This is a genomic window from Sulfurospirillum arsenophilum NBRC 109478, assembly GCF_000813345.1.
Taxonomy (GTDB): Bacteria; Campylobacterota; Campylobacteria; order Campylobacterales; family Sulfurospirillaceae; genus Sulfurospirillum; species Sulfurospirillum arsenophilum.
In genome coordinates, this window is the sequence record NZ_BBQF01000001.1 from 152048 (window position 1) to 175757 (window position 23710).

20 protein-coding genes are annotated in these 23710 nt (G+C 39.0%); 18 read left to right on the plus strand and 2 right to left on the minus strand.

Going from position 1 to position 23710, the window contains the following annotated elements; translation table 11 throughout:
* The first annotated feature begins 15 nt into the window (after positions 1–15).
* From SAR02S_RS00795 to SAR02S_RS00880, 18 genes are all read left to right on the plus strand, one after another.
* Entirely contained in the window at positions 16–1257 is a 1242-nt protein-coding gene (locus tag SAR02S_RS00795) for an OmpP1/FadL family transporter (protein WP_041956013.1), read from the plus strand.
* Between the two features lie 2 nt (positions 1258–1259).
* Entirely contained in the window at positions 1260–2825 is a 1566-nt protein-coding gene (locus SAR02S_RS00800; protein WP_041956015.1) for a fatty acid--CoA ligase, read from the plus strand.
* Positions 2826–2917: 92 nt separating this feature from the next.
* A complete protein-coding gene (locus tag SAR02S_RS00805; protein WP_041956017.1) occupies positions 2918–4651 on the plus strand; it encodes an ATP-binding protein in 1734 nt (577 codons plus the stop codon).
* Between the two features lie 194 nt (positions 4652–4845).
* Complete coding sequence (locus SAR02S_RS00810) at positions 4846–5235, plus strand: NAD(P)H-quinone oxidoreductase subunit 3 (RefSeq protein ID WP_041957212.1); 390 nt, start codon at positions 4846–4848, stop codon at positions 5233–5235.
* The gene (locus SAR02S_RS00815) at positions 5217–5726 is read left to right on the plus strand and encodes a NuoB/complex I 20 kDa subunit family protein (RefSeq protein WP_041956019.1); all 510 of its coding nucleotides are present in this window, start codon (positions 5217–5219) and stop codon (positions 5724–5726) included. The genes SAR02S_RS00810 and SAR02S_RS00815 overlap by 19 nt, the downstream gene beginning before the upstream one ends.
* Positions 5723–6523 (plus strand): NADH-quinone oxidoreductase subunit C, encoded by an 801-nt coding sequence (locus tag SAR02S_RS00820; protein ID WP_041956021.1) that lies wholly within the window; start codon positions 5723–5725, stop codon positions 6521–6523. Before SAR02S_RS00815 ends, SAR02S_RS00820 begins: the two co-directional genes overlap by 4 nt.
* Before the next feature lie 2 nt (positions 6524–6525).
* The gene (nuoD, locus tag SAR02S_RS00825) at positions 6526–7752 is read left to right on the plus strand and encodes an NADH dehydrogenase (quinone) subunit D (protein ID WP_041956022.1); all 1227 of its coding nucleotides are present in this window, start codon (positions 6526–6528) and stop codon (positions 7750–7752) included.
* 8 nt (positions 7753–7760) lie between these two features.
* A complete protein-coding gene (locus SAR02S_RS00830) occupies positions 7761–8000 on the plus strand; it encodes an NADH-ubiquinone oxidoreductase subunit E family protein (protein ID WP_041956024.1) in 240 nt (79 codons plus the stop codon).
* Entirely contained in the window at positions 8000–8845 is an 846-nt protein-coding gene (locus tag SAR02S_RS00835) for a hypothetical protein (protein WP_041956026.1), read from the plus strand. Before SAR02S_RS00830 ends, SAR02S_RS00835 begins: the two co-directional genes overlap by 1 nt.
* A complete protein-coding gene (locus SAR02S_RS00840) occupies positions 8842–11319 on the plus strand; it encodes an NADH-quinone oxidoreductase subunit G (RefSeq protein WP_041956028.1) in 2478 nt (825 codons plus the stop codon). The genes SAR02S_RS00835 and SAR02S_RS00840 overlap by 4 nt, the downstream gene beginning before the upstream one ends.
* The gene (gene nuoH, locus SAR02S_RS00845; protein WP_041956031.1) at positions 11312–12304 is read left to right on the plus strand and encodes an NADH-quinone oxidoreductase subunit NuoH; all 993 of its coding nucleotides are present in this window, start codon (positions 11312–11314) and stop codon (positions 12302–12304) included. Before SAR02S_RS00840 ends, nuoH begins: the two co-directional genes overlap by 8 nt.
* A 9-nt stretch (positions 12305–12313) precedes the next feature.
* On the plus strand, positions 12314–12928 hold the full coding sequence (nuoI, locus tag SAR02S_RS00850; protein ID WP_041956033.1) for an NADH-quinone oxidoreductase subunit NuoI: 615 nt from the start codon (positions 12314–12316) through the stop codon (positions 12926–12928).
* Positions 12929–12935: 7 nt separating this feature from the next.
* On the plus strand, positions 12936–13490 hold the full coding sequence (locus tag SAR02S_RS00855) for an NADH-quinone oxidoreductase subunit J (protein WP_041956036.1): 555 nt from the start codon (positions 12936–12938) through the stop codon (positions 13488–13490).
* Entirely contained in the window at positions 13487–13789 is a 303-nt protein-coding gene (gene nuoK / locus SAR02S_RS00860) for an NADH-quinone oxidoreductase subunit NuoK (protein WP_041956038.1), read from the plus strand. Before SAR02S_RS00855 ends, nuoK begins: the two co-directional genes overlap by 4 nt.
* Positions 13790–13793: 4 nt before the next feature.
* The gene (nuoL, locus tag SAR02S_RS00865; protein ID WP_041956041.1) at positions 13794–15650 is read left to right on the plus strand and encodes an NADH-quinone oxidoreductase subunit L; all 1857 of its coding nucleotides are present in this window, start codon (positions 13794–13796) and stop codon (positions 15648–15650) included.
* A 10-nt stretch (positions 15651–15660) separates the two neighbouring features.
* Positions 15661–17187 carry an NADH-quinone oxidoreductase subunit M gene (locus SAR02S_RS00870; protein WP_041956043.1) on the plus strand — a complete coding sequence of 509 codons (1527 nt, stop codon included), beginning with the start codon at positions 15661–15663 and terminating at the stop codon, positions 17185–17187.
* Positions 17187–18680 (plus strand): NADH-quinone oxidoreductase subunit NuoN, encoded by a 1494-nt coding sequence (gene nuoN, locus SAR02S_RS00875; protein ID WP_041956046.1) that lies wholly within the window; start codon positions 17187–17189, stop codon positions 18678–18680. The genes SAR02S_RS00870 and nuoN overlap by 1 nt, the downstream gene beginning before the upstream one ends.
* A gap of 40 nt (positions 18681–18720) precedes the next feature.
* A complete protein-coding gene (locus tag SAR02S_RS00880) occupies positions 18721–21117 on the plus strand; it encodes a tetratricopeptide repeat protein (RefSeq protein ID WP_041956048.1) in 2397 nt (798 codons plus the stop codon).
* Positions 21118–21251: 134 nt separating this feature from the next.
* On the opposite strand, the gene SAR02S_RS00885 is transcribed toward SAR02S_RS00880, so the two are convergent.
* Together SAR02S_RS00885 and miaA are read right to left on the minus strand one after the other, a co-directional pair.
* Positions 21252–22670, minus strand: a complete 1419-nt coding sequence (locus tag SAR02S_RS00885; RefSeq protein WP_041956051.1) for an aldehyde dehydrogenase family protein — start codon at positions 22668–22670, stop codon at positions 21252–21254.
* 17 nt (positions 22671–22687) lie between these two features.
* Positions 22688–23584, minus strand: a complete 897-nt coding sequence (miaA, locus tag SAR02S_RS00890) for a tRNA (adenosine(37)-N6)-dimethylallyltransferase MiaA (protein WP_041956053.1) — start codon at positions 23582–23584, stop codon at positions 22688–22690.
* Between the last annotated feature and the right edge of the window lie 126 nt (positions 23585–23710).

Consider the following 23710-nt stretch of genomic DNA (forward strand, 5'->3'; position numbering starts at 1 on the left):
TTCTAAGGAATATAGATGAAACAAACGGTAAGAGTAGCCACGTTACTAAGTCTTAGTGCGGCGACATTGCTAGCTTCAGGATACCGTATCCCTGAGCAATCTTTAAACTCAGTAGCACTAAGTGCCGCTTATGTCGCAGGAGCAAATGGCGCAGATGCCAGTTATTATAACCCTGCAAATATGTCTTTTATGGAAAATGGCGCTTTTACTGAAGTTGCAATGACTTATATTAATTTGCCAAAGGTGAATTATACAGCTGCGGGAGCAACTCCTGCTGGAAATGCTAATGGCGATTCTAAAGAAGAACAATTTTTGATGCCAAACTTGCATTATGTTTCACCTAAAATGGGTGATTGGAGATACGGCCTCTCCATCACTGCCCCTGCAGGTCTTTCTAAACGTTGGGATGAATCATACCAAATGCGAACGAGCGAGGAATTTACACTCAAAGTGATTGAAGTCAATCCAACAGTAAGTTATTTAGTGACTGATCAATTTTCACTAGGTTTTGGATTAAGAGGTGTTTATACAGATGGTGTTGTAAAAAGTAATGCAGGGACAGCTACTAGAGATTTAACGGGAGATTCAATTGATTTTGGTTATAACCTTGCGATGAGTTATAAGCCAATTAAAGACTTGACATTTTCAGCAACATATCGTTCTAAAGTAGATTTAACCGTTGAAGGTGAAGCAACACTAGTTCATCCATTAATTGCTGGAGGAAGATATAGCGGAGGTGCTTCGGTTACTATACCGTTACCAGCCTCCTTGGCATTGGCTACAGCTTATACAATGGATAAAACAACCGTTGAATTTGTATTTGAGAGAACCTATTGGTCAAGTTACAAAGAGTTAGATTTTAATTATGATTCAACACTCTCAACTACAGGGGGAACATCAAGTCCATATGCTGTATTTGATAGCCCAAGACCAAAAAACTGGAAAGATGTTAATGCGTATCGCATAGGTATTTCACATCAATACAGTGATGCTTTAAAATTAATGGCAGGTTTTGCGATTGATAAAACGCCAGTTCCAGATAGTACACTTGGTTTTGAACTACCAGATTCGGATGCAAAGCTTTATTCTGTGGGTTTTGAGTACAAACTTTCACAAAATCTTAAAGTGGGGTTAGCATATTTGTATGACGATAAAGAAGAAAGATCAGTTACAAATACAAGTTCATCAGCACCATCGGGTACCTTTACAGATTCTTCAGCCCATCTTTTGACTGCATCTTTTAAATATAAGTTCTAAGAATGTTAAATTATCCGTATCAGAATTTTTATGAGGTCATGGAAGCGAATGTTAAAAATGATCCTAAAAAAACAGCTATTTTTATTGACGATCGTAAAGTTACGTATGCAAAGCTTAAGCAAAACATCGATACCTTTGCACGTTTTTTAGAATTTAGCGGTATTAAAAGCGGAGACAGAGTTGCTATGATTATTGGCAACTCTGAAGAGTTTGTTGTCTCGTTATTTGCGATTACGAAGATTGGAGCGATAGCTGTACCTCTCAATACTTTTTTGAAAAAAGAAGAGTTTGAGTACATTCTTAATGATTGTGGTGCACGTATGCTTATCTCTTCGGCTTCATTTGCAAATGAGACCAAAAATTTGCTCGATACAACTAAGATTGAAAAAATCGTTTGGACAGACAAATATCCTTATTTGGATGAACGAAATTATAGCTTTACGGAAATTGATGCCAATTTAGAAACACATGAACGCTTGGCAAAACGACCACATTTAGATGATCTTGCATGTATTGTGTATACTTCAGGAACTACGGGTAAGCCTAAAGGGGCAATGCTTAGTTATCGAAACTTTTTTTCCAATGCTATCGCTGGGGCTGAGTCCTTTCAAGTTACATGTAAAGATCGTTTTATTGTTTTTTTACCGATGTTTCACTCTTTTACACTTTCTATTATGGTACTTCTTCCGATGTTTACCTGCTCAAGTATTGTCATTGTTCGCTCCGTTTTCCCATTTGCGAATGTCCTAAAACAGACGTTGTTAAAACAAGTGACCATCTTTTTGGGTGTACCTACCCTTTACAATGCACTTTTAAAAGCAAAGATTCCTTGGTATTTTATGTGGTTTAATAAAGTACGCATTTTTATCTCTGGTAGTGCACCACTCAGTGAACAAGCATTGCATGATTTTAATGCTAAATTTAAAAAAGCGACACTGTTAGAAGGCTATGGACTAAGTGAGTGTTCACCTGCTGTTTCAGTTAATCGACTTGAGCGACAAAAAGCGCTCTCTGTAGGATTACCACTACCAAGTTATGAAGTGAAAATTGTCAATGAAGAGATGATGGAAGTTAAAACTGGCGAGGTTGGTGAGATTATGGTAAAAGGTGATTGTGTCATGCAAGGTTATCTTAACTATGCAGATTCAACCGATGAGACTATTATCAATGGCTGGCTTTTGACGGGTGATTTGGGTAAAAAAGATGAAGATGGCTTTATTTATATTGTGGATCGCAAAAAAGATTTGATTATTTCCAAAGGGATTAATATTTATCCTAGAGAAATTGAAGAGGTTATTTATAAGTACGATGGCGTCGATGCTGTAGCGGTTATTGGAATCAAAGATGAAACAAAAGATGAAGATGTACTAGCATTTATTCAACCCAAAGAAGGTGTAGAGCTTCAAGAGATGGAATTACGTCACTATCTTAAGAAGCATTTGGCGAATTTCAAATTACCAAAGCATATTTACTTTGTAGAAGAGCTTCCAAAGAATGCAACGGGTAAAGTTTTAAAGCGTGTATTGAAGGAAAAAGTACAAACAGGCGGATTATTACGTAAAAAATAGATATTAACTTTTTAATCAAAGGGTTCTTTTATCATCATCTTGTCATTATAAGCTACACTATATTTTTTTCACTTGGATTAAAAGGTTTCGTATTGCAGTATTTGGTAGATTTTTTAGAGAGTAAAACGGTTCAAACATCACAGATTTATGAGCATCTTAAATGTTCTATTGACGAAGCAAAATTTTTACAAATGATGACCAAAGAGTACGTCCTAGGTAGTGTTGATATGGGTGTTGCCGATGGTTTGATAAAGCTTTTTGGCGATAAAAAATATGCTCATTTACAACAGCTTGCATTGGTCAAAGATTTGATTGAACAAGGTTGGATTGTTCAAAACAGTTTTCTAAGTTCCAAAGTTATGGATGTCTCAAATTTAGAACTTTTAAACAGCACCGTAACACTAAGTTCAGCTTTTTTAAAACTACTCGAAGAAGGAACACTCGAAGTAGTGTTACCGGATGTTACGCCTTATGAAGATCATCTTGAATATTTAAAAGATCAATTTTTTCGTATTGAACTTTACCAAAAACTTAGCCAAACAAAGCACAATGCTACGGAAAATTCACCTAGTATTGGTCGCCTAAAAAATAAACTAGAGCTTTTAGAGAGTCGGATCGTTGAGCGTATAAAAGTAACACAAAATGAGATTGTGGTCGAGAATATTTTTAAAGAGAACGAGTTGAGTGCCAAAGAACAGCTCATTTTCTTAGCACTTCTCAAAGAAGAGTATGCAGGAGAGTTTGAAAGTCTCCGTGATATGAATACTCTTATAAGTCTTATTAGCGTCGATGACTATGAGAAGATCAAAAATCGTTCTTTATTGGAAGAGGGCTCAAAGTTGATCGAAAATCTCATTATTGACTACGATGAGATGCTGAGCACCTTTGGTGGCGTAACGCGAAGTTTTTTCATCTCTGAAGAGATTTTGCAAAAGATCATGCACCCCAATAAAGAGAAAAAAAGCAAGAAAATAAAGCTCGATATGCTTATTGGCGAACAAGAACTTTTTGAACTGATCGATCCTAAGACCAATTTAGATGATGTGATTTTGCACCCAAAAACCAAAGAAGTACTCGATAATTTACTAAAACAAATTGATAAAAATGTTGTGAAGCTACTGCGTGAATGGGGTATCAAAGAGCGTCGTAGTGGCATTGATGCGAAGATTATTCTTTACGGCCCTCCTGGAACTGGTAAAACAATGACCGCCCTTTCGTTAGCTAAGTCGATGAAAAAAAGAGTGCTTAGTTTTGATTGTTCAAAGATTCTTTCCAAATATGTGGGTGAGAGTGAAAAAAATGTGCGTAATATTTTTGATACGTATAAAGAGCTATGCAAAAAAACGAAAAGTGAACCTTTATTGCTTCTTAATGAAGCGGATCAGTTTTTAAGCGCACGCTCAACCGATAGTGGAGCAAGTGCAGATAAAATGCACAATCAGATGCAAAATATCTTTTTAGAGCAAATTGAGCGTTTCGACGGACTACTTATTGCAACAACAAACCTTTTAGAGACGATTGACCCTGCTTTTTCAAGACGTTTTGATTATAAAATCGCTTTTGAAAAACCTGATTTGAAACAACGCATTGCACTTTGGAAAAAGCTGTTACCTGAAAATGCTACGTATGAAGAAGGGTTGGATGTTGAAAAGTTAGCCTCGTATCCACTTACGGGTGGACAAATCAAAGTAGTGCTTAAAAATACTGCTTTAAAAGTGGCTACGAAAGCAAAACCGCTCTTTACATTTGAAGATTTTAAACTCTCAATTGATCGCGAAACCAAAGGTGCATTTGGTGATGCGAAATCCGTTGGATTTATGAATTAAAAGCTTTAAACAAGCCTTTTTGAGTACTTTACATGTAAAAGTACTCAGATGGATTTGTTGTGAACCTATAGATTTTGCCTCGTTAGTGGCAAGCTTAAGCACCCTAGTGTTAACGTAGCTTTTTCACAGAAACTGCGTTTTTGGCTCTGCTCAAATAGTGTTATAAAATGAATGAAGGAATGATGATGACCCCTTTGTCACACATGGATTTTGCACATCCTTATTTTGGAGCTTTTTTTCTCCTTGTCTTTGGTGCCGTTGTGTTTTACGGTATTACTGTTCTAGCACGTGTTGTCAGTCGCAGCATGTCACGTTTGGATACTGAAAAACTAAAACTCAGCATTTACGAGTGTGGACCTGAAGTGACCAAACAGCCCAATAAAATTTCTGCACATTTTTACCTTTTTGCAGTTTTATTTATTTTGTTTGATGTGGAGATTATCTTTATGTTTCCATGGGCGGTGGATTTTAAAGTTCTGGGAATGTTTGGTTTTGTCGAGATGATTTTATTTGTCATCATTTTAACCATTGGTTTTGTATACGCATGGAAAAAAGGAGCGCTCGAATGGCACAGCATAAGATAAATTACCTTCAAGAAGCAGGACTTCCTGTGGCACTGACCACAGTCGATAAACTGGTTCAATGGGGTAGAAGTAACTCGTTGTGGCCACTTACTTACGGACTTGCCTGTTGTGCGATTGAGATGATGGCAACGGGTGCGAGTCGTTATGACTTTGACCGTTTTGGAACCATTTTTAGAGCGAGTCCTAGACAAGCGGACGTTATCGTCATTGCAGGAACACTCACTAAAAAACATGCCCCTTTTATGCGTCGCCTTTACGATCAAATGCCTGATCCAAAGTGGGTCATCAGTATGGGAAGTTGTGCCAATACAGGCGGTATGTTTAACACCTATGCAACCGTTCAAGGAGCTGATCGCATCGTGCCTGTGGATATTTATCTTCCAGGTTGCGCGCCACGTCCTGAAACCCTTCAATACGCACTTATGCTTCTTCAAAAGAAAATTCGAACCGAGAAAGCATCACGCAGATTAGAACCTAAAAGGTTGGTATGATGAGAAGTTACAGCGATAAACAAAATGTTCAAAAAAAGCCTTATTACAGCGACCGTTTTTGGGTAGCTCCACAAATTTCTAAAGAAGCCGTGGAGAGCGATGAAATTTTTGCAAACGATTTAGCTGTTTTGAAAGCAAAATTTGAGATTAAAGAAGCATATATTCAAAAAGGGCAATTGGTTGTTTATATAGACCCAAAAGATAATGTGAATGTGTTGCAAACGCTTAGGGATGAACTCTCTTATAACTTTTTAAGCGAACACAGTGCGATTGATTGGTTGGCAAAACGTGGTGAATTTGAAATTTTTTACCAACTGCTTTCGACTTCTAAACATAAACGTCTTCGTGTGAAATGTTTCATCAAAGAGAAAGAAATACTTAAAAGTGTGACAGGCCTTTACAACAGTGCAAACTGGGCAGAACGTGAAATGTATGATATGTTCGGTGTCATCATCAGCGGACATCCGTATATGAAACGTCTTCTAATGCCCGATGACTGGTATGATCATCCCCTTCGTAAAACCTATCCGCTCCATGGTGATGAGGTTGCTCAATGGTATGAAATCGATAAGATTTTTGGCAAAGAGTACCGCGATATCATAGGACCTGAAGAGAGAGACAGTGCGCGTGTTGATGTGAGTGATACCTATCGTTTTGCACATATTAACCATGAAGTTCCTTTTGGAGCACCTGCAAGCAGTGAAAAAACAATCACCGATTACCAAGAAGAGGGTGGTGTATTTATCGTGAAAAAACTCAAAAAAGAAGATGCTAAAATCTTGAAAGAGAGATACTAATCATGCAAAAAGTCAACAGACTTAAACCCTTTTTTGAAAATGTGGTCTTTGAACGTGAAGACAACCACATGATCGTTAACTTTGGACCACAGCATCCTAGTTCTCATGGACAGTTACGTCTGATTTTGGAACTTGATGGTGAGAAGGTTAGCAAAGCAACCCCTGATATCGGTTATTTGCACCGTGGTATGGAAAAAATGGCTGAGAATATGATCTACAATGAGTTCTTGCCAACGACTGATAGAATGGATTACATCGCTGCGAGTGCAAACAACTACGGTTTTGCTTTAGCGGTTGAGACACTCATCGGTCTTGAAGTTCCAAGACGTGCCAAAGTGATTCGTATGATGCTTTTAGAGCTTAACCGCATCTCTTCACACCTTTTCTGGCTTGCAACGCACGCACTTGACGTTGGAGCGATGACCATTTTCCTTTATGCGTTTAGAGAAAGAGAATACACGCTTGATTTGATTGAGGATTATTGTGGAGCACGTTTAACACACTCTTCGGTGAGAATTGGTGGTGTGCCTCTTGATCTCCCAAAAGGGTGGATTGAAGGACTCAATAAATTTATCAATCATCTACCGATTGACATTGCAGATTACGAGGGTTTACTAGATCAAAATCGTATCTGGAAAATGCGTTTGGAAGATGTGGGTGTGGTAACGCCTGAGCAAGCGCAAAGTTGGGGATGTAGTGGTCCGATGCTAAGAGGTTCGGGCATTGCGTGGGATATTCGTAAAGAAGAGCCGTATGAACTCTATGATGAAGTTGAGTTTGATGTCCCCGTCAGTACCACCTGCGATAGTTACGGAAGGTATAAACTGCATATGGAAGAGATGCGCCAAAGCGTTCGCATCCTCAAACAACTCATTCCAATGTATGCGCAAACTTCTCCAGAGATTATCGCGCATGCACCAAGTTATGTGTCCGCTCCCAAAGAGCAGATTATGACGCAAAACTACTCGTTGATGCAACATTTTGTACTGGTAACGCAAGGTATGCGACCACCCGTAGGTGAAGTGTATGTTGCAACTGAATCACCCAAAGGTGAGCTTGGTTTTTACATCAACTCCCAAGGTGATCCATACCCGTATAGACTCAAGCTAAGAACACCAAGTTTCTTCCACACTGCTTTCTTACAAGAGTTGTTAGTGGGTGAATATCTTGCCGACGTTGTTGCGATCATTGGTAACGCAAACATCGTCTTTGGCGAAATTGACAGATAGGAGAGAGAATGCAACGTTATGATTTACGCCATTTAAACGATGATTTTTACGGACGTATGCTTGAGATCATTGATGAAACGGCTTTAGGTGAAGTTTCTATCTTTATGTTTGAGATCGGTGATTTTTCTCCTATTCAAAAAAGTGCAGACGTTATCAAAGAAGCGGGTTGGACATTGATGAACTCTTTGAAGTTTAATGAAACAGACTGGACGATTGTCGTTAAAAAAGTGAAAAGTGAAGTAGCGTGATGATAAAAAAGCAATTTATAGAGGCCTTAAATCAATCAACTTGTGAGAATTTCGCTTTTACATGTAAAGGATTTGATCTTATTATGTGTCTAGGAACGCTTCCTTCTCGCCATGATACAACGCTTTTAGAGAGTTTGAGTGCGAATGATTCAAAATTGGTCTATCTCTTTACGATGGAAGATCAAGCGTTAGTTGAAAAAAGTGCTTTCTTTAGTCGTTATGAAGTGGGGGCAGAAGAGGGCGTATTGGCACTTCTTGCCAAAAGTTTTCTTTTACATGTAAAGCTTCCTGAGGCTATCCAAAGCTATTTTGAAGAGCTTGATGAGGGTTACATCAGTGCTGAGAGCAATCTTGGCGAAGAAGAGATCGAAGAGATCGAAGCGTTGTACCAAGAGGCTAAAAATGTGCTTTTAGTTTTAGGAGATGATCTTGTATGTCATCCACGAGCTTCTCATATAGCGCACCTTGCAGGACTAATCGCGAAGTACGGTAAAGCGAAATTGCTCGTTGTAGGTGCAACATCTGAAGCGATTGTAGAATCAAAACGTGAAACTGTTTTAGAAGAGATTGCAGATCTTAAAAGTTATGATGGTGTTGTAGTCTATCAATGTCCTGTAACAAAAGAGGATGAAGAGAATTTTTTGATAGGTTCAACCCAGTTTCAAATGGCGGCGAAAGTGCAAAATGGTGATAAAATCAGTGTTGCCATCAACCAAGAGGTCTATCCTCGCACCTTTGTTCGCGACGATAGTTTAAAAGGCGTGATCGCTTTAATGCCCTGTGCGAAAGCGGACTCTAGCTATCCCTACCATGTAGTAAAAATAGTGAAGGCAGAAGTGCAATGAGCGATGTTTTAATAACCATAGATGGAAAACAGTGTACCACCCAAGAGGGTGAATACGTTTTAGGCGTTGCGCGCAGAAATGATATTTTTATCCCCGCGCTCTGTTACGTGACCAATTGTTCACCAACCCTTGCGTGTCGTTTGTGTTTGGTGGATATTGATGGTAAAAGGGCGTATAGCTGCAACGCACGTGCTAAAGAAGGCATGAGCGTCATCACCAAAACGGAAGAGATCGAAAAAGAGCGCAGAGCGATTATGGAGATCTATGATATCAACCATCCTTTAGAGTGTGGTGTGTGCGATCAAAGTGGTGAGTGTGAACTGCAAAACTATACCCTTGAAATGGGTGTCGATGCGCAACATCACTGCATCGCTGATACGCATCGTCCGACCAAAAATTGGGGTGCGATTCATTATGACTCTTCTTTATGTATCGTCTGTGAGCGTTGTGTCACTGTCTGTAAAGACATGATCGGCGAATCAGCACTTAAAACCGTCCCTCGCGGTGGGACAGAGCTTGATAAAGCATGGAAAGATAAAACCGAAAAAGACGCGTATGCGATGTGGAATAAACTCCAAAAATCCATCATCGGCGTTGCCAGTGGAGCTGAAACACTTGACTGTACGCAGTGCGGTGAGTGTACAGCGGTTTGTCCTGTGGGCGCACTTGTAGGCTCAGACTTCCAATACACTTCCAATGCATGGGAACTTAAAAAAATCCCAGCATCCAATCCACACAGCTCAGATTGTTCACTTATCTATTATGATGTCAAACACACCAGCATTAGCAATCCTGAGCCTAAAATTTACCGTGTGAGTAGCGATCATAACTACGCGCCACTTCATGCGGCAGCTCGTTATGGTTTTGACTTCCAAAACGACGTTACATGTAAAGATGAGAGTGCTTTTGCAAAAGCGGTTGAACTGCTTAAATCCAAAGTTGACACCATTGTTTTTGACAGTTATATTACCAATGAAGAAGCGTTGATTTTACAAAAACTCAAAGAGAAATTTGGTTATAAGCTAGTCAATGTTGATGCCAAAGCGTACCAAAATTTCCTCAAAAATTTTGCAAGCACAGCGGGAGTAAGCCTTTACAGTGGCGACTTAGAGAGCGTTCGCTCAAGTAATTTTGTGGTTAGTTTTGGTACTGCCATTAAAACCGATAGCCCTAATGCGGGTTATGCAATGAATAATGCTATTGGTATGAACAAAGGTGCGGGACTCTATTTCCATCCAGTGGCAGATCCAATCGTTTCTGCTTACTCTAAAAACTTACTCAGTATCACCCATAAGATTGGCGCTGAAGAAGCCATTGCTTACCTCTTACTTGATCTTTTTGGCGATAAAGAGGCGATGCCAAAAAGTGTTGTAGAGTACTTGGCAACTTTCCACAGTATCCAGAAAAAAACCATCCACGAGAGCGTTAAAGAAGAAGTTAAAGAGATGGTGAAAGACGAAGAGAGTGGCGAAGAGAAAGAGGTTGTTAAAACGATTGAAAAGATGGTGGATAAAGAGATCGAAATCGACACCAACGCTCTGCTTGAACTCATCGGTGCAGACGCAGATTTGGTAGAGAAAATCACCAAACTTTTGGATAAAAAAGATAGCTTTAGTTTAATTGCAGGTGAAGATCTTTACACGCATCCAAGAGCTCAAAATATCGCGAAACTTTTAGGTTTGATTGAGCGATTTACCGCGTTTAAACTGGTCATCATCCCATCACGCACCAACACATTAGGTGTTTCACTCATCTGTGATCTCGATGATGCAAAAGGAAACTTTAGCTTAGGTTATAACGTTAAAGGTGACTTTACGCTCAGCGCACTGGGTAAGGGTGATTTGGCGATGCCAGCTCTTAATCAACAAGAAGGAACATTTACGTCGATGAACAAACGGGTCGTTCCAACTAACGCTGCGCTTTCGTTTAAAGGCTATTGCCTCAATGACATCGCCAACGCGCTTGGACTGGAAGCGGAGTGGACGATTGATTATACGCCGTATTTACCGAATGAAAAAGGATTTCTTGCCGAGAAATTTGATAACTTACCGAATCGTTATGAAAACGATGGCACTGAAAATCGTGGCTATATGCTTGCTTCTCAAAGCCATACATGTAATGATGACGTTGAACCAATTGCAAGCTTTACATGTAAAGAGGGCGATGTGGTTTACAGAGCCAATCCTGTACATCAATTTAGCACCTTTACCAACAAAGCGCATCAGTTAAATGAAGCGGGCGCACTTTATGCATCAACGGCTTTTTTAGAAGCTAAAAATCTTCACGATGGCTCTGTTGTCACTGTAGAAAATGAAGCGGGTGCGAAATTGGTGATTGCGGTTAAAGAAGAAAAAATGATTGATGGCATGATTGCCTACCTTCCGACATTTGATACTAAAATTGATACCGTGCCATTCTTTAAAGATGGCTACCGATTTGCTCACGTAGTGCTTAAAGGAGTTGAACATGTTTGAAACAGCCGTTTTGATTGAAACCATTGTCAAAGCCGTGATTGTTGTGTCAATTGTGGCAGCCATGGCAGGTTTTGCAACGTTTATTGAACGAAAAGTTTTAGCCTTTATGCAACGCCGTCTTGGACCTATGAACGTGGGACCTTATGGTTTATTGCAACTCGCAGCCGATGGCATTAAACTCTTTACCAAAGAGGACATTGTTCCTCAAAATGCGGTTAAGCCTATCTTTATGATAGCTCCTGTTATTGCAGCAGTAACCGCGTTTGTGGCAATGGCAGCTGTTCCTTATTTTCCAGAGTTTACACTTTTTGGCTATACCATTCATCCGATTATCTCAGACATTAACGTAGCGCTTTTGTATGTGATGGGCGTGGCATCGGTGGGTATTTATGGACCGCTCCTTGCTGGTATGAGCAGTAGCAATAAATGGTCGCTTTTAGGTGCAGCACGTGCCGTAGTACAAATGCTCTCGTTTGAAGTGGTAAGCGGTTTATCGGTGCTTGCACCAATTATGCTGATAGGCTCACTTTCACTGATTGATATCAATGACTATCAAAACAGTGGTGTGACAAGCTGGCTTGTATGGAAACAGCCTTTAGCATTTATTTTATTTGCGATGGCGGGATTCATGGAAACCAATCGTGCGCCATTTGATACGATTGAATTTGAAGCAGAAGTCGTTGCCGGGTATGCAACAGAGTATTCGGGTATGCGTTGGGGTCTCTTTTTCATTGGCGAATATGCCAATATGATCACGATTTCAGTTCTTGTCAGCATCATCTTTATGGGTGGTTACAATCCAATTTGGTTTATCCCAGGAGCCATTGCAATGTTGCTGAAAGTTTCACTGTGGATTTTCCTTTTCTTGTGGGTAAGAGCAGCATGGCCACACATTAGACCCGATCAATTGATGTGGGTCTGTTGGAAAGTGTTAATGCCTTTAGCGGTGGTCAATATTTTGATTACCGGTTTTGTGCTGATTTAGGAGGCTGGGATGGAACTAAAAGATTTTAAACAACGCAATATTTCTCCTGGATACATCTTTTTTGAAGGTGAAAAAAAGCCAGAAAATGGATGGCAATCCTTTAATCGAGTGGTTAAACGAGCACTTAAGGGTGAGCTTTTTGTGGGTCTTTGGATTGTTTTCCGTGAGATGATCCGTTTTGATATTCACACCATTCAGTACCCTGCTGAAAAAATGGAAATGAGCCCAAGATATAGAGCGATTCACCGATTACTTCGTCTTTTTGAGAGTGGCAATGAGAGATGCATTGGGTGTGGGTTGTGTGAAAAAATTTGTATTGCTAATTGTATTCGTATGGACACTTACGTGGATGAGAAGAGCCGTAAAGTGGTGAGTGAATATAGCATTAACTTTGGTCGCTGTATCTTTTGTGGGTATTGTGCTGAAGTCTGTCCTGAGCTTGCGATTGTGCATGGCGTGGAGTATGAAAATGCAAGCGAACAGCGTGCTCATTTTGGTCTTAAAGAGGATATGCTCACCCCACTTGATACTTTTAGAGCCAAACAACAACAAGAGTTTCCAGGTTTTGGTGCATTAAGTGATAATGCAGACGAAAATGTGAAACAAACACCATTAGCGTATTGAGGTAACCATGTTTGAAGTTATAGCATTTTATGTTTTTGCCGCGCTCACCATTAGCATGTTCGGGATTGTGGTTATGAGTCGTAATGCGCTCTATTCAATGAGTGCTTTAGCAGGTGGAATGATCTTTATTTCTGGTTTCTTCTTTATCTTGGATGCTGAATTTTTAGGGGTTGTGCAAATTGTCGTATATTCAGGTGCCATTATGGCACTTTATGCGTTTGGTATGATGTTTTTTGATACAACACGTGATGTCAGTGAAAAAATGCGTTCTAAAAAAATTGCGTACACACTCTCTGTAATCAGTGCTATTTTAGTGGTTGCCATTTTATGTGCTCCGCTTGTTTCAGAAAATATCCAAGCGCTCTATCCTAGCATTGACAACGTTGGCAATGTCCAGATGATCGGAATTGTTCTGTTTACAAAATACTTAGTACCGTTTGAGCTTGCAGCTATTATGCTTTTGGTAGCAATGATTTCGGGTATTGTGCTTGCAAGTAAACGAATGGATGAGTATTTAGCCATTGAAGATGATGAAATAGAAGATGCAAAGGAGGGCAGATGATCACCTTAACACATTACCTTGTTTTAGTAGGTATCTTATTTTCCATAGGACTTGTCGGTGTCATGCGACGTACCAACCTTTTGATGCTTTTTTTCTCAACCGAAATTTTACTCAATGCTATCAATGTTGGTTTTGTTGCTGTGTCGAAATATTATGGAGATCTTAGCGGGCAAATGTTTGCCTTTTTTATTATAGCCGTCGCTGCGAGTGAAGTAGCTGTTGGTCTTGGACTTCTCATTTTATGGTACAAGCGTAATGGTTCTGTTGATCTTAACAACCTTCAGATGATGAAAGGGTAAGGCAATGGAAAAATATCTTTACACAGCACTTTTTGCACCTTTAATAAGCTCTTTGTTTGTTGCACTCTTTGCAGCACGCCCTAAGATGCTTTTCACAGGTATCGTTGCCTCTATGCTCATTGCTATTTCGATGATTGCATCGTTTATTTTATTGATTGATGTGAATACGTATGGACCTTTACATGTAACGATGATGGACTGGATCGCAGCGGGTAATTTGGAGATTCCTTTTGGCTTTGTGGTTGATGAAGTTTCGGTTATTATGATGGTAACGGTCACACTGGTTTCAACGATTGTTCATATCTATTCTATCGGTTATATGGATCATGATAAGAGCTTTAACCGTTTCTTTTCTTACCTCTCAGCTTTCGTTTTTTCCATGATGATTTTGGTTATGAGCGATAACTTTGTAGGTCTTTTTATTGGATGGGAAGGTGTGGGGCTTTGTTCATGGTTACTCATTGGTTTTTGGTACCACAAACATTCTGCTTCGTGGGCAGCCAATGAAGCGTTTATTATGAATAGAATTGCCGATCTTGGTATGCTGATGGGACTTTTTCTCATTTATTGGAATGTCGGTTCATTCCAATACGACGATGTTTTTGCCAGTGTAAAGTCAATGGACGTAACGTTGCTTGCAACTATTGGTATGTTTTTATTTATCGGTGCAATGGGTAAATCAGCACAGTTTCCACTTCATACATGGTTAGCCGATGCCATGGAAGGTCCAACACCTGTTTCAGCGCTCATTCATGCCGCAACTATGGTAACCGCGGGTGTCTATCTTGTAATTCGTTGTGGAGAGCTCTACACGCTTATACCTGAAGTGGGTTTTGCTATTGCTTCCCTAGGAGCTTTTGTGGCTGTCTTTGCCGCTTCGATGGCATTGGTCAATAACGACCTTAAGCGCATTATCGCCTACTCAACACTTTCACAACTGGGTTATATGTTTGTAGCTGCAGGATTAGGCGCTTACTGGATTGCACTTTTCCATTTGATGACACACGCTTTCTTTAAATCATTGTTATTTTTAGGTGCAGGTAATGTTATGCATGCGATGCACGATGAGCTTAACATTAAAAAGATGGGTGGACTTTATGGCTCGATGAAAGCAACGGCTATTTTGATGAGTGTGGCTTCAGTAGCGTTAGCAGGTATTTATCCCTTCGCTGGCTTTTTCTCCAAAGATAAAATTTTAGAAGTTGCTTTTAATGAGGGCGCGTATTTCCTTTGGTTTGCACTCTTCATTGGTGCTGGACTTACAGCGTTTTACAGTTTCCGTTTAGTGATGCTCGTTTTCTTTGGCGAGAAAGAGTATGTGAAGTACGGATTGCATCCGCATGAGGCACAACCGTTTGTGATTTATGCACTGCTTCCATTGGGGCTTTTGGCCGTTGTTGCAGGATTTTTGGAACACACCTTTGAAGGTTTTGTTACCCGCCTTTTGGCTCAGTATGAAATTCATATTGAACATGGTACTGAAGCACTATTGATCGCAGGAACGCTAGGAATTGCAGTGAGTGGCATAGCTTTTGCCGTTTACATGTACAAACGTGGCGGTTTTCCAAAATCCTTGGAAGAGCGTGCAGTTTATAAGTTACTCAGTAATCAGTACTATATTCCAAAGCTTTATGAACTTTACATTATGCGTCCTTTTAGTGCCTTATCAAGGTTTGCATGGTTAAAAATAGATACGAAAATTGTAGATTTTACGGTGGATTTGATTGCAAAAACAGTTTATTCAACAGGGCAAAATGCTCGAAAAATGCAAAGTGGAAATCTCTCTGATATGCTCAGATGGATGGTTGTAGGTATGATTGTTTTACTTGCACTCGCAATTTTTTATAGACCAATGGTGTAGGGAGTAGGGCATGGAACATATTTTATCACTTCTTGTATTTTTCCCAGCAATGGCAGGACTCTTAGGCTTTTTGGTCACAAAAGAGAGTATAAGAGCATATGGCATTAGTGTTTGTGCGATTGAGTTTTTCCTTTCCATTGTTTTATGGGTTGGGTTTGATAGCACCAATGCAGGGTATCAGTTTGTTGAGTATTATCCTTTTATTCCAAGTTACGGTATGAGTTATTACCTTGGTGTGGATGGTATTTCACTTTTCTTGGTTATTTTATCGACGTTTATTACAATGATTGCGTTTATTGCGCTTAGTATTAAAGATGAGATTAAAAACCTGATTATTTCGGTTCTTTTCTTAGAAATGACGATGGTAGGCGTTTTCTTAATCCTTGATGTTATCTGGTTTTATGCGTTTTGGGAACTCTCACTTGTGCCGATGCTTTATATCATCGGTGCATGGGGAAGTGCAAACCGTATGTACGCATCTATCAAGTTTTTCCTCTACACGTTTGCAGGATCAGTACTCATGTTAGTGGGGATTTTGTATATGGGCTTTTTATACCATGAAGCAACAGGTATTTGGAGTTTTGCATTGCCAGATTGGTATTTGTTGCAAATTCCATTTGAAACACAACTATGGCTTTTTGGAGCATTCTTTTTAGCGTTTGCTATTAAAGTACCAATGTTCCCTTTCCATACATGGTTGCCTTATGCACATGGTCAAGCACCAACGATTGGTTCTATCATTCTTGCTGCGGTTCTTCTAAAAATGGGAAGTTATGGTTTTGTTCGTTTCTCACTTCCCCTTTTCCCTGATGCTTCGGTCTATTTTCTGATTCCTGTAGCAACCATTTGTATTATCATGGTGATCTATGCAGCGATGATAGCTTACGCTCAAGAAGATATGAAACAGGTCATTGCTTATAGTTCAATTTCGCATATGGGTATCGTTGTTTTAGGAACCTTTGCGATGAATGCTGAAGGTATTACTGGTTCAATTTTCCTTATGTTAAGCCACGGTATTGTGAGTGGTGCGTTGTTTATGTTGGTGGGTGTTATTTACGATAGGCGTCATACGAAGCTTATGAGTGATTTTGGTGGACTTGCTTCCGTGATGCCAAATTTTGCAACGATTTACGGCATTATGCTGATGGCTTCTGTAGGACTTCCCCTTACCATAGGATTTGTGGGTGAGTTTTTATCACTTGCAGGTTTTTACCGCATTAACTGGGTCATGACACTGTTTGCAGGAACGGGTATTATCTTGGGCGCTGTTTACATGCTTGTGTTGTACAAAAAATCATTTTTTGGTCAAGTCGTCCATGCGGAAAATAAAACATTGAAAGATTTGAATGCCAAAGAGCTGACAGCCCTTATTCCTTTAGTAGCTCTTGTGGTTATTTTAGGAGTTTACCCAAAACCAGTGCTGAGCGTCATTGATATGAGTGTTCAAAAAATGCTGGTTTTAATGGAGCAAAAAGCCATAGATCAAACAACGAAAGATCTTATTATTAAAGCCAATACCATAGGAGGAACACACTAATGTTAGAGCCTATTTCGATTGATGTCGCGAGCCTCAATCTACCAGCCCTCCTTCCTATGGCAATTTTAAGTGTAGGTGCATTGGCTGTTATTTGTGCTGATTTGGCGGTCAAAGGATTAAATCGTAGTTTTTTAACGATGATTACGGTACTTTTTATTATCTTAGATTTTGGCGCTGTTATCGGTTACAATGGTCCATCACGTGGATTTTTTGATGTTCTTTTAGTGGATGGTATTGCTATTGTTGCACAAGTGATTATTTTAGTGGCGTCTGCTTTCTTTTTACCACTCTCTTTGAGTCACCGTCATTTTAAAGAGTTTAGAATGGCAGAGTTCTATGCGCTCTTTATGTTTATGATTGTTGGCTTCCAGTTTATGGTCGTAAGTGACAATCTGATTTTGATCTTTATTGGTCTTGAAACATCCAGTCTTGCACTCTACACTCTTATTGCAATGCACAATCGTGCTAAAGCTTTTGAAGCAGCAATTAAATATTTTACTATGGGAGCACTTGCAGCAGGATTTTATGGAATGTCTGCTCTTATTTTTTACGCTCTCACGGGTAGTGTTGAGATTCATCAAATTGAAAGATCCTTGATGCTACAACACTTTGAGCCACTCATCGGTGTGCTTGCGGCAACCGTGTTTATGCTTGGTGCTCTTGGCTTTAAACTCTCTTTAGTACCATCGCATACATGGACACCCGATGTTTATGAAGGAAGTTCAGCACCCCTTGCAGGTTACATGTCCGTTGTGCCAAAAATTGCAGGTTTTGTGGTTGCAATGCGTCTGTTTGAGATGCTTGTTGCTTCAGGTGTCGTCTGGTTAGAGCATATTTTATATGTTGCCGTCGTTCTTACAATGACATTAGCAAATCTTACCGCATTGGTACAAGAAGACGTCAAGCGAATGTTAGCTTTTAGCTCCATTTCGCATGCTGGTTTTATGATGGCAGCCATTTTAATTGGAACAACCCAAGCCAATACAGCACTCTTTTTATACTGGACGCTTTTTATGTTTACTAACTTAGGTGCTTTTACAATGCTTTGGATTGTAAGACACCGTAAAAACCTATGGGACGAACGTTATCAACATCCTTACACGAAGTTTTCAGGGTTAGTTAAAATCATGCCAACAACAGCAACCATCATGGGTATTTTTATGTTTGCGCTTGCAGGTATGCCTCCATTTTCTGTCTTTTGGGGTAAGCTTTATCTCATTAGTGCGGCCATCAACAGTGAGTATATTTCATTGGCAATTATTATTGTACTTAACAGCGCTATTGCCGTTTATTATTACATGAAATTAGTCATTTATATGTTTTTAAAAGATCCCGATCCTGTCAAAGCAGATGCGAGACTGTATGAAACAAATGCATCAACTCCCCTTAAAGTTATTGTAGGTGTTGCGGCAATTATCACGATGTTCGCCATTGTATTTGTAGAGCCTTTATTAACGATTATTACCAAATACGTTGCTGCTAGTGGTTTTTAAATAAGGGGTGAAAACCCCCTTATTTTGCTATAATGCAAGCATGAAATCTATTTTAATCTTCCTTTTAGCATCAGTACAACTCCTTGCATTGGAGATTGTTTTAAACAGTGGTAAAGAGAGCAAAGTAAACTATGCAATCTTACATGTCATTGATGCAAAGCCATTTTTATGCCAAACTATCCCTGACGAACTTGATAAAAAACACTATATTTGTAAAATAAGCCGTCCTATCAGTAAACCGATTGAGTCTAAAAAAATGAAACTGGCGGAGCTAGATTTTTATGAAAAAGATGGTGAATTTTACGTTACGGTTGATCCAAAAGTTGATTCAAAGCTTATTCCCGTCGAAGAAAGCCTTTATTTAAACAGTGAAATTTTGACCAAATCCAAAGAAAAACTCTACACTCACTGGACAATTTTATTGCAAGAAAAGCCTCTGTATGAAGAAAAAAATGTACGCGAAGGGCTTGACTTTTCTGTTGAATTCCCAAAATATCAGCGACCTTATATTGGTGCATTAGACCTTAATGGTGCGCCTATTTCTTATGCACAGAGCAAAGATATTCAGCTCTATTTAGATATTAAACAAGAATACGAGAATGGCTATTATGATAGTGTTGTTAAAGATGTGAAACGTGTCTTAACACTCTTCCCTAACTCAATTTTTCGTAGTGAATTGGAGCTTTATCACATGCGTGCAATGGATAAAATCCTCAGCACAAAAGATGAAGATAAAGCAGATACTCTTGGATTTAATGATAATGACATTGTAACTGTTGGAAAAAGATGGACCAAAGAGTTTGCAAGTGATGAAAATATCCCAGAAGTTTTAATGCTGATGACCAAAGCGTACATTAAAATTGGATCAAAAGCAGATACAAACTATTTTATCGATATTTTAGTCAGTGAACATCCCGATAGCCTTTTTACCAAAAGAGCAATTTTACTCTATGCTGATAATCTCTTTCTCAAAAAAGAGAAAGATAAAGCGATGAAGCTCTACTTAGATGTGCTTTACAGTGCGCAAGATTTGGATATTGCTTCAGAAGCAGCGATTCGCTTAAGTGATTATCAAATGGATGCAGGCAAGATGAAAGAGGCTAAAGAGTATCTATTAAAAGTTCTTAATGTCAATTCACAATTTCTTTTAAAAGATAAAGAGGCAAGCTATAAACTAGCACGAAGACTTTTTGAACATCGACTCTATGATTTAGCCGCTAAAATCACTGACTTACTCCTCGAAAATACACCTAAAAAAGCGGAGAATAGAGAGTTGCTTCTTAAAGAGAGTGGTGATTGGCATGCAAAAGCGAATGAAGTAGAAGCTGCACATACACGTTATCAAGAGTATTTGAGCGATTATAAAAACAGTGGCCAATATGTTCAAGAAGTGAATGAAAGCTTGGATGAACTTTTCTTTAAACGTGTTGAAAATAATGAAACAAAGCTTGCGAATTATTATGATAAATTGATTGAGAAATATAACAATGAAATTGGTCAAAAAGCCTTACTCGAAAAAGCAAAACTCTTTTTGAAACAGCAACGCTATGAAGAGGTGCTGGACCTTCAAAAAGAGCTTGGAAAAGTACCTGATCGTTTTGATATTAAGCCAGAAGAGCTTATATACGAGGCAGCAAAATTACTTGCACTTCAAAAATTGCAAAAAGATGAATGTCAAAATGCTGTGGGTATGATTGAAGAGTATAAACTTCAAATCAGCGAGCCTGAGCATGAAGATAAGCTTTTTAAATGTTTTGTACGCGTGTCACGATTTGATCGTGCGCATGAGATTTCAAGCGCACATCTTAAAGATACAGCATTATCAAGCCGTTATGCATGGGCACAAAAAGAGGTGCAAGTACTCTTTATGATGGGAAAATATAAAGAGGCGTTGGCGTTTAAAGAAGATCTCAAAACCCTTTCATTTTCACTTAGAGAAAAAATTGGGTTGGAGACGATTCGTGACCTCTTTTTCTCTTTAATTAAACTCAAAAATGCAGAAGGTGCTGCATCGCTTGCGGAGAGTATTAAAATTTTATATCCTGATGAATCAAGCAATTTAGATATTTATTATGAAATTGTGAAAATAGCCACAGATACTAAAAACGATCTTTTACTGGCTACCTATGCTCAAGCAACGATGGAGATGCAAAAGAAGTTTAAATCTAATGCCTACACGCCTGTTGTTGAATTTAGTTACATTGATGCACTAAAGCGTTTGGGGCGTGATGAAGAAGCATTGCGCATCGCAGAATCACTTTTACCTCAGAACTTAGTGGATAAAGATAAAATACGACTCTTCTACCAAGCGGGAGAACTCAGTTTAAAATTGCAGAATCCTAGTAAAGCTAAATCGTATTTTACACAATGTGTTGCCATTAATGATAACAGCACATGGAAGAATATTTGTCAACAAAATCTTGAACTACTGCCTTAATGCAGTAAATTTCTTCAAAAACTAATTTTGCAAGAAGCATAAGTAAGGGTGCATGGAGTTACTTCTGAAGTAAATCCATGCTTCGTTTTGAGCTTTACTTTAAAAACTACGTTCAGAGTTCTGTAAAAACTCTATCAAAACAGTATCGATTTTATCTCGCAAAATGCGTCCATTGAGTATCTTCCACCCATTCGTCCGAGTCCTGATTGCTTCATTCCGCCAAAGGGAGGATTCTTGGCTTTTGAAGCGCAGGTATTAATCAAAACTCTTCCACTTTTTATATGCGTTGCAAATTCAAGTGCTTTGGTATCGTTGTTTGAAAAAATATAAGCTGAAAGGCCAAAAAGGGTATTGTTAGCTATTGCAAGAGCTTCTTGCTCATTCTCATAAGGTAAAACGCATAAGACGGGGCCAAATATCTCTTCTTGAACAATTTTTAGCGTTTCATCATTGCAGATAAAAACAGTTGGTTTTACAAAATACCCTTTTTCAAATCCCTCAGGTTTTCCAAGCCCTCCGCAAAGAAGTTTTGCATCATCTTCAATACCGCTTTTGATGTAAGATTGCACGGTATTAAACTGCGTTTGATTGATCATAGGCCCAATTTGTGTCTCTTCCTCTTTGGGATCTCCAATTTTGAGTTTTTGGATGTTAAAAGTAAGTAAACGCTCTACTTCTTCGAGTTTTGATTTTGGAACTAAAAGCCTGCTACCCGCATGACATGCTTGTCCGCTATTGCTATAGGCAATGCTGAGAACCTGAGGAATGACATCTTGTAAAATGGCATCATCTAATAGAATAGTTGGAGATTTTCCGCCAAGTTCAAGCGTCATGCGCTTAATTGTTTTGGAGCAGTTTTCAAAAATCTTTTTCCCTGTTTGTGTGCTTCCGATAAACGAAATGGCATTCACAAGAGGATGTTTGGTTAAGACTTCACCTACACGCTCACCTGTTCCGTGCACCACATTGACAACGCCTTTGGGGATATGTGCTTTATGTAAGCATTCTAAAAACGCTTGGGTTTCTAAGGCGTTAAATTCACTTGGTTTAATGACGAGGGTGCAACCAAGCGCAATAGCAGGAGCGATATTTCCGCACAAGTGGGCAAGGTTTGCATTCCAAGGAATAATAACGCCAATGACCCCTACGCCTTCTTTGACGGTCATCGAATAGTCATCTTTTTTGATGAAATCATAATTTCGAAGCTCTTCTTTGATCGTTAAAAAAAGATTGATAGCGTTCTTCGTTCGCCTTCGTGTTGTTTTGATAGTCGCGCCAAATTCTAAAACTGCCAAATCAATCAATGCCTCTTCTTGCTTGAGGAGTTCATCATGAATTCTTTGTAAAATATCCATTCTTTCATCGATCGAGGTTTTTGAAAAAGATTCAAATGTCTTGGAGGCACATTCAATGGCTTCGTTCATGGCATCTGGCGTACTTAAATAAATTTGAGCAATTTCATCTTCTGTCGTAGGGTTTTTAAGCGTTAAACTTTCTCTTGAATCAATTTCTTTAAATTTTCCATTGATATAGTTTGTATTAATTATTTTCATCTATTTTGCCTGTCATATTATGATTTAAAATAAGTTTCAATGGTGTCAAAGAGATATTTAACATCACCTTTGATGTGCGGTGGAAATTGCGAAGCGTTGAACGTGCGTTGGCGCTTGGCAAGATGTAATGTGTTAAAGGTGATGCGCTCTTCAAGTCCTGGAATTTTAAATTTACCATCAAAATAATCCAGTACTTCTTTAATACCAATAGCCTTCATGCACTGCGGTGCTCTGGTGTAGCGCTTTTCTAATCCAAAAACTTCATCAATAAGCCCCGCTTGAATCATCAGTTCCGTTCGTAAAGCAATTTTTTGGGCTAAAGTTTCTTTTGGAGTCTCTATTTCAAATAAGGCAACCTCTTTGATGATAGGCTCTTGTCTAGCCTGTACAAGGTAGGTTGAAGGTATTTCATTGGTGGTTAAAAAGATTTCCAACCATTTTTCAATTCTGTAACGATCCGTAGAAGCAATTTTGCGTGCATAGGTGTTATCATGCTCTTTCACTAAAGCATACGAAGCTTCTAAATCAAGGAGTTGATTTTCGATTTGTTCTTTTACATGTAAAGATATTTCAGGTTTTGAACTAAGTCCTTCCATCATGGCTTTGAGGTAAAAACCAGTGCCCCCTACAATAATGAGGTTCTTCCCCTCTTTTAAAGAAACTTCATGCGCTTGTTTATAAAGATCGAAAAACATGGTGACATCAAAATGTTCACTCGGAAGAAGAACATCCATACCAAAATGGTGAATGTCTTTTCTCTCCGCAAGAGTTGGTTTTGCAGAAGCAATGTCGATCTCTTTATAGATGCTCAGAGAATCTAGGGATAAAATATGAGCGTTATATTTAAGGGCGAGTTCTATAGAAAGAGCTGTTTTACCTGAAGCGGTTGGTCCTAAAATAGCAATGGTTTTCAATGATTTTCTCTTACATGTAAGTATGAGTACGGACTTGGACTTTGGAGTCTTTATAGGTACTATGCGAGCAATTATAACACTTTTAAAGGGTTTTGTTGTAAAATCAAACAATCTTAAACGTAAAGG